The sequence below is a fragment of the Secundilactobacillus kimchicus JCM 15530 genome, assembly GCF_001433995.1.
Classification (GTDB): domain Bacteria; phylum Bacillota; class Bacilli; order Lactobacillales; family Lactobacillaceae; genus Secundilactobacillus; species Secundilactobacillus kimchicus.
This window is the reverse complement of the sequence record NZ_AZCX01000004.1, coordinates 279,493-292,702: the sequence shown is the minus strand read 5'-3', so window position 1 is coordinate 292,702 and position 13,210 is coordinate 279,493. Positions and strand designations below refer to the sequence as shown.

Annotated in this window: 9 protein-coding genes; all 9 read right to left on the bottom strand. The window is 46.0% G+C overall.

The features are described 5' to 3' along the window. Nucleotides 1-380: 380 nt before the first annotated feature. Nucleotides 381-2,438, bottom strand: coding sequence for an LTA synthase family protein (locus tag FC96_RS07675; protein WP_056942571.1), 2,058 nt, complete (start codon nucleotides 2,436-2,438; stop codon nucleotides 381-383). 105 nt (nucleotides 2,439-2,543) lie between these two features. Beyond that, the gene (locus tag FC96_RS07670; protein ID WP_055679707.1) at nucleotides 2,544-2,780 is read right to left on the bottom strand and encodes a YkuJ family protein; all 237 of its coding nucleotides are present in this window, start codon (nucleotides 2,778-2,780) and stop codon (nucleotides 2,544-2,546) included. Between the two features lie 116 nt (nucleotides 2,781-2,896). Further along, nucleotides 2,897-4,834: a DNA mismatch repair endonuclease MutL gene (mutL, locus tag FC96_RS07665; RefSeq protein ID WP_056942570.1), complete on the bottom strand. Its 1,938-nt coding sequence runs from the start codon at nucleotides 4,832-4,834 to the stop codon at nucleotides 2,897-2,899. A gap of 21 nt (nucleotides 4,835-4,855) precedes the next feature. Then, nucleotides 4,856-7,441 carry a DNA mismatch repair protein MutS gene (mutS, locus tag FC96_RS07660; RefSeq protein WP_056942577.1) on the bottom strand — a complete coding sequence of 862 codons (2,586 nt, stop codon included), beginning with the start codon at nucleotides 7,439-7,441 and terminating at the stop codon, nucleotides 4,856-4,858. 49 nt (nucleotides 7,442-7,490) lie between these two features. Beyond that, nucleotides 7,491-8,294, bottom strand: a complete 804-nt coding sequence (locus FC96_RS07655; protein ID WP_056942569.1) for a TIGR00282 family metallophosphoesterase — start codon at nucleotides 8,292-8,294, stop codon at nucleotides 7,491-7,493. Between the two features lie 108 nt (nucleotides 8,295-8,402). Beyond that, a complete protein-coding gene (gene rny, locus FC96_RS07650) occupies nucleotides 8,403-9,962 on the bottom strand; it encodes a ribonuclease Y (protein ID WP_056942568.1) in 1,560 nt (519 codons plus the stop codon). A gap of 233 nt (nucleotides 9,963-10,195) precedes the next feature. Then, nucleotides 10,196-11,443, bottom strand: a complete 1,248-nt coding sequence (locus tag FC96_RS07645; RefSeq protein WP_056942567.1) for a competence/damage-inducible protein A — start codon at nucleotides 11,441-11,443, stop codon at nucleotides 10,196-10,198. A gap of 76 nt (nucleotides 11,444-11,519) precedes the next feature. Further along, on the bottom strand, nucleotides 11,520-12,107 hold the full coding sequence (pgsA, locus tag FC96_RS07640) for a CDP-diacylglycerol--glycerol-3-phosphate 3-phosphatidyltransferase (RefSeq protein ID WP_056942566.1): 588 nt from the start codon (nucleotides 12,105-12,107) through the stop codon (nucleotides 11,520-11,522). 89 nt (nucleotides 12,108-12,196) lie between these two features. After that, nucleotides 12,197-13,129 (bottom strand): helix-turn-helix domain-containing protein, encoded by a 933-nt coding sequence (locus FC96_RS07635; protein ID WP_055679706.1) that lies wholly within the window; start codon nucleotides 13,127-13,129, stop codon nucleotides 12,197-12,199. Nucleotides 13,130-13,210: the final 81 nt, after the last annotated feature.

The following is a 13,210-nucleotide window of genomic DNA, read 5'->3' as shown; positions in this document are numbered from 1 at the left end:
ACGAAACTTTGTTCAGTTTTCAAAGGTCTACAATCACGAATACTTCGTGGTTGTTGTTGATTAGCTTGATTACCAATCAACTTAATCAGTATATCAAGTGTTAATCAGGAAGTCAAGAACTAAATGAATAAATATTATTTTTTCAAAACACATTTTTCATCATCCTCGGTTAACACTGTCTGAATCGACTTACGCCGCTTATTCGTTTTTGAATAATTATGCGTTGCGTACGACGGATGTCGTCAACTGCTAACCAATTCCTTTTTAACAACGAGTATTATATTATCAACTAACTGGCTTACGGTCAAGCTCTTTTTGCTACTTTTCTGAGCTTTTTTAAAAAAAAAGAGTGATCCATCATCTGGATCACTCTCAAAAACCTATTTTAACTCAGGTGCATTCGTCCTGTATGTTGCTGTCGGTTTACCCTTATGACGCGCTTCAACGCTTGTCGGTTTCTGTTTTTGGGCCGTTTTCAGCTGGTCCATTCCCGTTGCATACTTATAGTTATACTTCTTCTTATCAACGGTCTTAAAGGCCTTAAGTTGATAGAAACGTAGTAAGTCCCCCTGCACTACCCGGTCAGAAAGAGACAATTGAGTCGTCACATAGTTTTGATCCTGGTCAATCTGGGCTTGTTGCTTCTTCGTTGGATCTAAAACCGCCCCCGTCTTGGTATTGTAGACCGTCCCGGACGACTTTGTGTACTGAGGTGTCACAAAATCACCATCACGAAAGGCCACAATCTGACGTCGATGAGTGGCCAAAAGATCCTGTCCAAATTGGATTGTCTTTTGGTTATTAATCCCTAACAGGTCAAAGAGGGTCGGCAAAACGTCAATTTCGCCACCATAAGTGTGGTTGATACCGCCCTTGAGACCTGGCGTATGCACCATAAAAGGAACCTTTTGGAACTGTGCTAAATCGTAATTCGTAATATCGTCCTTGTGCAACAACTGAGCGATTGCTGGGCGATGATTGTTCGAAATGCCATAATGGTCGCCATACAACACGAGTAAACTCTTCTTATAGAGTCCCGCTTGCTTGAGATACGTCAAAAATTCACCAAAAGCCTCATCTAGGTAATGGGCCGTTTGAACATACGGATCCACCGTCTTATCCCCAGTCTTAGTCGCTGGAAAATCGACGTTCGCCTTGTCTAGTTCATATGGATAGTGGTTTGTTAATGTAATTAACTTCGCATAGAACGGCTGCGGCAACATCTGTAAGTATTTGGCAGAATCTCTGAAGAAAATCTTGTCCTTTAACCCATAGCCCACCGAATAGTTTGGTTTCGTCTTATAGTAACTGGAACTAAAGAAGTAATTATAACCCCAAGACTTATACGTATTGTCCCGATTCCAAAAACTAGGAACGTCGCCGTGGAAAGCTGCCGAGGTATAACCGTGCTGACCAAGTATAGCTGGCGCCGCCTGGAACGTGTTTTGGGCCCCGTACGTCGTCATCGCTGACCCTTGTGGCAACCCAAAAAGAGAGTTCTCAAGCATCATTTCAGCATCTGACGTCTTGCCTTGGCCAACCTGGTGGAAAAAGTTATCAAAGCTCACCGTGTTTTGATTACGATAAAACCGATTCAAGTTAGGGGTGACTTCTCGCCCGTTAACCTTGTAATTAATCAAAAACTGTTGGAAGCTCTCTAAATGAATGATAATAACGTTTCGACCCTTAGCTCGACCATAATACGTCGGGTTCACGGCCGTTTTATTTTGGCGCACAAACCGTTTAACACTATTCAAATCGCTAGCGCTAGCTTTGGCCCGCGTAGCGCTCTCCTTTTGCGTCTGATAAGCCGAAAAAGCAGCGTACTCATTAATTCCGAGATACTTCACGATATAGTTATTATCAAAGGTTCGCGTCAACAAACCCGACCGATCACGGTTCGCAATTCCAAATTCAGCTCCCATTAAAGCAAACGCCAAAACGGTGATTGTCGCAGCAAACCGCCGCTTAAACGGTTGCGGGTCCATTCTAATCACCTTGGTGGCCAACAGAATAATGAGCAAAACCACGTCCGCAAAAGCCAAAAAGTCGGTTGGTTTAATAATTTCACTAATACTTTTACCCAGATTATTCGAAACGTCTCCAGAGCCCTTGATAACACCAAAGGACAGAAAATCCGAAAATTCTCGATAGTATAAAATATTAGCAAAAAGCCAACATGACTGAAGAAAATCAATAATTAACATCAGCCAATAACGCAACCGGCCCCTGAAATAAAGCGCAATTCCCAGCAAAAGTAGTGCTGATGGAATAATATTAACGGCGAGAAGAAATTCTTGAACGTCTCCTTTAACGCCGAGTGAAAACTTTGTTTTGTAAATCAGATACGTTTTGAAACAAAACAGAACGACCGTGAGTAAAAAAAAGCCCATGGTGGTGTTCAGTTTCTTAGATGTCCCCTTTAGAAATCCAGACATAACTCACTGCCTCCACGATAAAGATCACAAATGCCATTATAACGGACCACCGCTAAATAGCAATTTGCCAGGGGTTTCTTTTTAAAAACTTCAGATTCAGAATTTTTAATTATCAAATAACAAGTCATAGACCTCAATGGCCACCAAGTCAACATCGTCAAACGAGAAGGTTTCGTTATTTTGGTATTCCTCTAATTGCCACGTCTCTTTGTCTTGACTAAGGGTAACTTGGCAGGCCACGTTACCATCCTTTTCAAAGCGGCGATTTTGTTCAACACCACTTTCATCTTCCAACATCGCAATCAGTCGATTTAAAATTCCCATGAGCTTTGACTTCGTCATCTTAATATCTCTCCTTAATCTATCATTCCCTCAATTCTACCAGAGAATCAGCATCACGGCACCCTTCATTTGAAGATAATAAAAACCGGACCCCCTAGTGGCCCGGTTTTTGCGTTCTATAATGCGGATTCATGTGCATCTTGAATGCGCTTGAAAAGTTTTTCCATATCAGTGTCAGTAAAGTGAACCAAAACAGGCCGGCCATGGGGACAATTAAATGGATTTTCAGCAGTCGCCAATTTTGTCAAAAGCGCCTTTGCTTGTCGGTTATCCAAGTGGTGATTGGCTTTAATTGCCCGTTTACAGCTCATCATAATAGCCGTTTTTTCACGAAACTGAGCCACCGTTAACCGCCCATCCCGAAGGACCCAATCAATCATCTCTTTGACCGTATCCTCTTCCTGACCGGCTTTAAACCAGGTGGGATGTTGATGAATCACAATACTGTTACTCCCAAACAATTCCACATGAAGACCAACGCTGGCTAGCGTGTCCGTGTGGTCTCTGATTTTCAGCATATCCGAAGTGCTATAGTCAATAACAATTGGCACAAGCAACCGCTGCTGATCGTCAGCCACCTCGCCTATTTTTTGGCGATAATACTCGTAGTTAACCCGTTCTTGAGCAGCGTGCTGGTCGAGCATGTACAACCCGTCTGGTGCTTCTGCCAACAAGTACGTGCCGTGAAACTGCCCGATGTAACTTAACGTTGGAAACCGCTCCGTTGTGGGTGCTTGAAGTAGTTCTGTTTCTTGGGATACTCCGCTTGTTGCCGCTGGTTCGATAAAATTAGACTCACCGAACGGTCGCACAACTTCGTTTTTGTACTTCGACTCAAATTGGGCCATAGAAGGACTCTTCAAATCCTGTCGCGACCGAATTGTCACGGGCTGATGGCGATCTTCTTGACCATTATCCGGTGCTGCCACAGGCGCTTTTTTCTCAGGCTGAATAGCAGCCGAAACCCGTTCTTGACCTCGACTTACGGCCGTTAACGCCTGACTCATTACCCGCAGATCCACGGGCTTTTCGGCCCGTTTATTTAAATTATCCCAACCATCTGGAATCAAATTTCGGTCGCCCAAAGCAGCCGCAACAGCGGTCCTTACAAGATGACTTAACGCCTCTTCCTTGCTTAGACGAACCTCCTGCTTGGTCGGATGGACGTTAACGTCCACGAGGAGGGGATCCATTTCAATATTAATCACGGCCAGCGGGTACCGGCCAACCATTAGCTTAGAACCATAACCCGCGATGACTGCCTTGGTGATTGCAAAATTTCGAACGTAGCGACCATTCAACAAGACGCTGATATAGCTGCGACTTGCCCGGGTAAGTGCTGGGAGTGAAACATAGCCACTAATCTTAAAATCAGCATCACTGGCCTTAATTGGCGCCATTTGGCCAGTCGCCGCCATACCATACACACTGCCAATAACCTGAAGTTGATCGCCTCTTCCCGCAGTCCGCAAGAGTTCACGACCATTATGCGTTAATGCAATTGAAATTTCAGGGTGACCAAAAGCCAGTCGGTTGACGATATCAACAATTTTAGAAAGTTCAGTATTGGGTGACTTCAGATATTTCAAACGGGCCGGAACGTTGTAAAACAAATCCGCAACGGTGACCGTTGTCCCCCGTCTAGCTTCGGCTGGCTTCTGCGTCACGAGCTCACCGCCTTTAATCGTCACCGCTGCCCCTGTTTTGCCAGTGGAAGTGACCATCGTCACGTTCGAAACCGACGCAATGCTAGGTAGCGCTTCACCCCGAAACCCTAGTGATTTAACGCGAAACAGATCTTTTCGATCAGTAATTTTACTGGTGGCATGCCGCTTAAAAGCCGTCAACACCTCATCCGTTGAAATACCATCGCCATCATCTCGAACTTCAATTTTTTGAAGGCCCGCTTCTTCAAGCGTAATATCAATTTCTAAACTATGAGCGTCAATCGCGTTTTCAACCAATTCCTTCACAACAGAAGCTGGTCGCTCGATCACTTCACCGGCTGCAATTTGGTCAGTGAGTACATCAGATAATTCATGAATTTTGGTCAACGTCCTCACCCCCAATTTTCCTTACTTCTTGTGATTCATAGCTTGTTGCCACTTGTACACTTGATTCATGACATCCATCGGTGTCATGGCCATTAGGTTTATTTTTTTCAATTCAGCCATCAGCTCGACCGCCTCTGAGTCAACCACTGGCTCACTAAACAACGATAACTGGCCATCCTCTTCAACCGGTTCTGCAGCTGTGACTTGTTCTACCGGGTTGTTTGGTGTTGCTTGCGACACAACCGGTTGCTGCCCCGTCGCCTCTAAATCAGTCAAAATAGTATCCGCTCGACTCAGCAGGCTAGTGGGTAACCCCGCTAACTTTGCCACGTGAATACCGTAAGATTTATCTGCTGGACCTGACTGCATCTGATGTAAGAAAACTAATTCGCCATCTTTTTCCACCGCACCCACGTGAACGTTTTTCAGGTGAGTCAGCGTCGTTTCAAGCGTGGTCAACTCATGATAATGGGTCGAAAACAGTGTCTTAGCATGAACCCGGTTGTGCACATATTCAATAATGGCCTGAGCCAGCGCCATGCCATCGTAGGTAGCCGTTCCCCGACCGATTTCATCAAATAAAATGAGCGAATTAGCTGTCGCGTTGGCAAGGGCCTGATTGGCCTCTTTCATTTCCACCATAAATGTACTTTCGCCGGAAATTAAATCGTCTGCCGCCCCAATTCGAGTGAAGATCTGGTCGAAAATCGGCATTGTCGCCTGCTTTGCAGGGACGAAACAGCCCATTTGTGCCAATACAACGGTTAGCGCCAATTGCCGCATATACGTGCTTTTACCAGACATGTTTGGCCCTGTAATTAGCAAAATAGTCGTATCTGTCGGCATTTTAACATCGTTTGGAACATACTTTTGCCGGCCGAGGACTTTTTCGACAACCGGATGCCGGCCTTCGACAATTTCTAAATCATGGCTATTGGGCGTCAGCACTGGTGCGACAAACCGATAGCGTTCACTCACATCCGCGAAGCTCTGCAAAACATCAAGTTCGGAGACAGCCTGAGCCAGTTTCTGAATTCTCGAAATATTGGCTTTAACTCTATCACGAAGCTTAACAAAAAGCTCGTATTCTAACCCTGTTGACTTCTCTTCTGCCTCAAGGATCAAACGCTCCTTTGCCTTTAGTTCAGGCGTGCTAAATCGCTCCGCATTAGTTAACGTTTGTTTTCGCTCGTAACGGTCTTCGGGTAACTTGTCTAAATTCGCTTTTGTCACTTCAATATAGTAACCAAAAACCCGATTAAAGCCAATTTTCAGGTTATTTATTCCGGTTGCTGCTCGTTCGGAGGCCTCAAGCTCAGCCAGCCATTGTTTACCATTATGCATAGCCGACCGGTACTCATCTAACTTCGCATCGTAGCCATCTTTAATCACACCACCATCTGTGACCGAAAGTGGGGGCTCGGCAACAATTGCTTCATCAATCGCTGTTGCCACATCATCCAAGGGATCTAGGGCGTCAATTGTCGCGTCAAAAACTGGCGCATCGAGATTTTCAATCACGTGTTGAACCTTTGGAATTTGTCGTAACGACGTTAGAAGTTGGATCAAGTCGCGACCGTTGACGCTGCCAAAAGCCACCCGACCCGCTAACCGTTCTAAATCATAAACCTGAGTTAACTCTTCTTGCAGATTATGGCGTTCAAAATACGCGTTCACCAATACTGCCACCCGTTCTTGCCGGTTCATAATCGCTGTTTTATCAACCAACGGTCGATCAAGCCATTGCTTCAACAATCGGCCGCCCATCGCCGTTTTAGTTTCATCCAGGAGCCATAAAAGCGTGCCAGATTTTTTGTTCGTTCGAATATTTGAAACCAATTCAAGATTCCGCTGGGAATAGTGGTCCATTTTCAAGTAAGCTGATGGCTGATAGACTACTGCCCGTTGAATATGAGCAAGACTCCGTTTTTGAGTATCCGTAATGTAGGTCAGTAAGTGATCAAGAACCGCTTTTTGAGCACGATCGGTCACCCCTTGTGTCGCAAAACTCAGTTCGGCTTTAACGACCACTGCGTCCTCGTGAGATACTAGGACCCCAATCGTTTTAAACTGATCGATGAGCTCACCTGAAACTGACTGATCCACCACAATTTCCTTTGTCTGGAGGCTCATCACTTCATTGAGGACCGCACTGTGCGTTGTTAAGCTTGTGACCTTAAGTTCACCAGTTGATAAATCTGCGTAAGCAAAGCCAAATTGACCCTCAACTACCGCTAACGCCGTTAAGTAGTTATTTGACTTAGCCGCGGCTGCCCCGGTGTCGGTTTGAGTACCCGGCGTCACCAGCTGGATCACTTCTCGTTTGACCATTCCTTTGGCTAACTTGGGATCCTCCATTTGTTCGCAGATGGCTACTTTGTAGCCCTTATCAATTAAAATATCAATGTAATTTTGTGCCGCGTGATGGGGCACCCCACACATTGGAATTGGATTTTTTGAACTGTGATTTCGGGTTGTTAACGTCAGTTCTAGTAGTTGAGCCCCTTTAATCGCGTCCTCATTAAACATTTCGTAAAAGTCACCGAGGCGATAAAATAAGAAGGCATCCGGGTACTGGTCCTTAATTTTTTGATACTGCACCATCATGGGTGTCTGTTTTGGTTCTGTGCTCACTAAAGTCACCTCTGATTGTTTACTAGTTCAAATACGGGTGGTCTCGGTTAATTAAAATAGGTTTAATCGCCGTTGCCTGGTTTGTCGTGTCACTAATGTCGACAATGCACCCCGAGAGTTGTTTATTTGGTCCCGTGGCCACTTCATAACGAGCTGGTCGTTGGTCTAAAAACCGACCGATCACAGCTTCTGGCTTCATGCCGAGAATCCCATCATCAGGTCCCGTCATTCCGGCATCCGTCATAAACGCGGTCCCGCCCGTTAAAATCTGGCCATCGTTTGTTTGAACGTGAGTGTGAGTGCCGACCACGGCTGTGACCCGCCCACTCAAATACAAAGCCATCGCCCGTTTTTCACTCGTGACCTCTGCATGCATGTCAACGAAAATCATATCGGTTTGCTGGCGAAGTTCATCAACGATCCGATCAGCTACCTGAAAGGGATCATCTAACGGCGGTAAGAAGACCCGACCCTGAAGATTGATAACACCCAGCTTCTTTTGATTAACTTGCAGCGTCGTAAAACCGCGGCCAGGAACGTCGCGACCTGGGAAATTGGCCGGACGAACTAACTTTTTAGTACTGTCAATAAAATCAAAAATTTCTCGATTATCCCACACGTGGTTGCCCATCGTGACAACGTCCGCGCCGCTGCTTAGAAGGGCCTTATAGATTGCCTCACTAATTCCCCGACCAACTGGGGTGGCATTTTCGCCATTAACAATGGTGGCTTGAGGTTTCAAATCCCGTTTTAACCGTGGTAAATAGGTCTGAATCATGTCCATCCCTTGATCACCAACAACGTCACCGATAAATAAAATTCGCATGTTGTTCCTCTAATCTAATTTGATATGAACCCTTTAATACCTTGACTATTCTACCAGCTTGTCACCCAAAAATAAAACAAAGACCAGCTTTCGCTGGTCTTTGTTTGTTTACTTGGCGTAGGCCACTGATCGAACCTCACGAATTACGGAGACCTTGATGTGGCCTGGGTAATCCATGTCACTTTCGATGCGCTGCTTAATATCATGCGCGAGTGTGACTGCGTCTAAATCTGAAATTTTATCAGGTTTCACAATGACACGGACCTCTCGACCCGCTTGAATAGCGAAGGATTGTTTAACCCCATCAAAGTCATTGGCAATTGTTTCAAGGCGTTCAAGGCGGTGAATGTAGCTTTCCAACGAATCGCTACGGGCGCCTGGCCGGGTCGCGGAAATCGTATCCGCAGCGGCCACGAGTTCTGAAATAATGGATTGTGGCTCATGGGTATCTGTTTGAGCTGCAATGGCATCAACCACAACTGGACTTTCCTTGTACTTCTTTGCCAACTCAACACCACTTTGAATGTGGGAATCCTCAACATCGTTTTCCACTGCTTTACCAATATCGTGTAATAATCCTGCGCGTTTTGCTAGCGTAACATCCTCACCGAGCTCTGCTGCAAAAATCCCGGAAAGCTTAGCGACTTCAATCGCGTGAGTTAAGACATTTTGACCATATGAAACCCGGTAGTTCATCTGACCCACCAACTTAATTAAAGCTGGATGCATCGAATGAATACCGAGATCAAACACGGTTTGCTCGCCAAGGTCTTGAATCTTTTCATCCAATTCCTTACGGCCCTTTTCCACCATTTCTTCAATTCGAGCTGGATGAATCCGCCCGTCTTGAATAAGTTTTTCAAGGGCCAGCCGAGCTACTTCACGTCGAATGGGATCAAACCCACTCAATACGACCGCTTCTGGTGTATCGTCAATGATCAAATCAATACCTGTCAGCGTCTCGAAAGTCCGAATGTTTCGGCCTTCACGACCGATAATTCGACCTTTCATGTCATCGTTTGGCAACGTCACAACCGTGACAGTCGTATCAGAGACCATATCAGCCCCCGAACGTTGAATGGCTTGAACCACTAAATCTTTGGCCCGTTTATCGGCCTCCTCAATGGCTTGACGATGACTTTCCTTAATCATTTTCGCCCGTTCCTCAGACAATGAAGCCTTTGCTTCGCTAATAATCTGGGCTTGCGCGTCCTCTTTCGAGAGCGCCGCCGCTTCTTCAACGGCTGCTTGCCGCTTCTCAATCAGTGAGTCTGCTTGCTGTTGTAATTTAGCCAGTTTTTGTTGCTCAGCGCTCAGTTTGTTTTCCTTGCGTTCCAGAGCATCTTCCCGCTTTTGAAAAGCGTTATCTTTACGATCCAGCGCCTCTTCTCGTTGTAACACCCGATCTTCTTGCTTTTGAACTTCCGCCCGTTGGTGCTTTAGTTCGCCTTCAATTTTTGAGCGATAACGATGACTTTCCTCCTTAGCCTCTAATAGGGCTTCCTTGGTATCAGTCTCAGCCTGCTTTTTCGCATCTGCTAAAATTCCTTGTGCTGTTTCGTGCGCTTGATCCAAGTTCCGTTCATAAACGGACTTGTGTAACACGTACCCCACAACAACTCCGACAACAATAGCGATGAGTGCGAGGATTATTTCCGGAATACTCATGATTCCACCTCCGCATCATCAAAAATGATTGATTGCTAAATCAGCTATTTTTAAGATGTTTATTTTGATTATTGACACATCTAATATTTTAATGTTTCTAAACAAGCATGTCAATCAAATCTATTTCCATAAGTGCCGAATTTCCGCGGGTTAGGTCGCCTTTTATCCAATATCGGACTAAATTCGTGTCCCTGATGCAACAATCTGCCAACTACCACCATAACAATTGGCTTTTAGGCTTTTTTAATTTCTCGCCGAATAAGATCTAACCCGGTTAAAACTGACCGGTCCCGAATCTGTTGGCGACCGTTGTTAAACTGGTACAAAAAAGCTTGGGGTTCCCGATTTTGGTACGCCATCCCGATCCAAACCGTCCCGGCTGAGTGACCCTCCAATTCGTCTGGTCCAGCCACCCCCGTGAATGAGACAGCGACATCGGTTCCCATCTTCTCCTTAGCCATTTTGGCCATCCAGATTGCCACGGTTTCACTGACGACACCATACTGATCCACAATTTCAGGTGGAATACTAAGTAACCGTTCCTTCGCCGAGTTTGCATAGGTCACAAAACCACCAGGAAAGACTGCTGAGACGCCTGGAACATCGCCGAGTGTGCTTTGAAATTCACCAGCTGTCAAACTTTCAGCGGCCGTAATCGTCAGGTGCTGGTCCACCAAATCTTTAACCACGACAGCAGCTAAACTGTTATCATCGCCGTACCCGTAAAAATAATCGCCATCTCGTGCTAAAATTTGGCTCACGATTTCGTCAATCAGTTGGTTAGCCTCACGAATCGAACTGCCACTTGCTGTTATTCGAAGCGTCACCTCTGCCGGTTTTGCGTACGGCGCAATGGTCGGATTCGTTTGCTGAGCAATTAAGTCAGCAAGATCCGCAACAAGCTGTGATTCACCAATCCCAAAAAAGCGCATAACTTTGGAAGATAAGAGCTGAGGATTAACTGATTGTTCTTGCAAAATGGGAATCAGGGCTGAATCCACCATCTTTTTAAATTCCCGCGGTGGCCCAGGCAGTAACACAAAATCAGCCCCGTCAGGATTAGCATAAAAGTCCCCCACGGCATAACCATTTAGGTTGGCCAGTGGTCTTGCCCCTTTAAGCATCAATGCCTGCTTAGCATTGTTGGTGGTCAACATTTTACCAGTCCGCTTTTGATAGGCTGCAATTTTTTCCGCGGCCATCTCATTAGGAACCAAATCCACCTTAAGATAATCGGCGACCACCTCTTTAGTGAGGTCATCATCGGTCGGCCCAAGACCGCCGATGGTAATCACCAGATCACTGCGACCCTCAGCGGTTTGAACCGCTTGGGATAAGCGCTGCCGATTATCTCCGACAACGGTTTGCCAATACACATTGATCCCCAAGGCTGCCAACTGTTCCGACAAGTAGGCGGCATTTGTATTACTAATTTGTCCGAGGAGGATTTCCGTCCCCACTGCAATAATTTCTGCGTTCATAAGTCTAACCTCCGTTTAACATTGGATCTGAATCACCTAGTAAAAACGTCACTTGCACGTGGCAAGCGGCGCTTAGTTATTTCTTAGACGCAAAGGAATCCGCAAAGACGGACCGATTTTGAACGAAGTAATCGATTCCCGAGTACACGGTAAAAAATAGGCAAACGTAGAGTAAAATCGTCCCCAACCGAAAATCTGGGAACAAGAAGTCATTTAAGAGCAGCAAAATAATGGCCAGCATTTGCGAAGTCGTTTTAATTTTCCCCGGCCACGCAGCCGCAATCACCTCGCCGTCATTTTCGACAACAATCAACCGTAAGCCAGTCACCGCCAACTCCCGACACACGATAATGGCAACCACCCAGGCGGGCGCCAGCCCCATCTCGACTAAGAGTACAAATGCGGTCATCACAATCATTTTATCAGCTAATGGATCGGCAAATTTGCCGAAATTAGTGACAAGGTGGCGGCGCCGGGCAATCTGCCCATCCAAAAAGTCCGTCACGCTTGCCCCAGCAAAAATAATCGCCGCCACAATCTGGGTGACAGGAATCATCGTGGACAGCCACGTCACACTGCCCCAGTCCATCGGAACCGCTAAGATAATAAGAAATATCGGGATTAAAAAAATGCGAATAATCGTGAGTCGATTTGGTAAATTCAACGTCGTGACCTCCTGGTTTAATAAAAAAAAGGTTCCCGATCTGTCCAGCTACCTGGAACTAAGAACCACCGGAAACTCGTTTTTAACGGTTATTTAAATTGAATCGTAATGTTTTGAACTTGGTTAATCGTACTTGAAGAACTGGCCGACGCCGTATCGGTTGTGCCGTCTGTTGAACTAGATTCAGTCGTCGTAGCTGAACTACTTGCTTTAGCAGCTGGCAGTTTGTGACCGTTGACCGTCACCGTTGTCGCCGGGGCGTTCCCCATATTAATTGTCACAGACGTTGCATCGCTAGCTAAAGCAACTTTATGCTGACTACCCGATTGCAACGTCCCCTGCCAAACTGAAGTGCCGTTAACGTTCACAGAACTCCAAGCACTCTGGTCACTCGAAAGCGTCAACGTCTTCTTAGCTGGAGCGTTTTTCATCGTAAAGGTGGTGTCAGTTCCCGTTGTTGAAACTTGGCTAAAAGCAACTTTATCAGCCGACTTAGATGATGCCTTTGAACTGGAACTAACTGCTTTCGAACTTGTTGATTCTGAACTACCACTCACCGAAACAGAGCTAGTTTCAACCTGCGAGGAATGCTGTTGCTGGGCCCGATTGGTGCTAGCCAGCCAAATCCCCACTAACACGACGATAACGACCAACACCCCAATGACAATCGGGACTCGGCGACGCAGGTTACTCATGCGCTCGTTTTCAGTATGCTGTGCGGAGCGTCGTGATGGGTTATCGTCATTGACACGATCAACGTACTCTTGGGTCTTGGTACTTGGCAATTGATCGTTATACTGATCTAATAATGCTTGCCCGTCGAGCCCCACGGTATCCGCATACTGCTTAATAAAAGCGCGGACGTAGAAATCCCCGGGCAAGTCCGAAAACTGCTCGTCTTCAATCGCAATCAAGTACCGCTTTTGAATTTTGGTTGCTTGTTGCAAGTCGTCTAAGGTATAACCCTTTGCGATACGGGCGTCGCGTAGTGCGGCCCCAATGGATTGATTCGTTTCACTCATAATGTATACTCTCCACCTAGTTATAAATCTTTTCTACAGCCAGTATAGCATACGACCCACTCGGATTTAATAGGTCTGTCC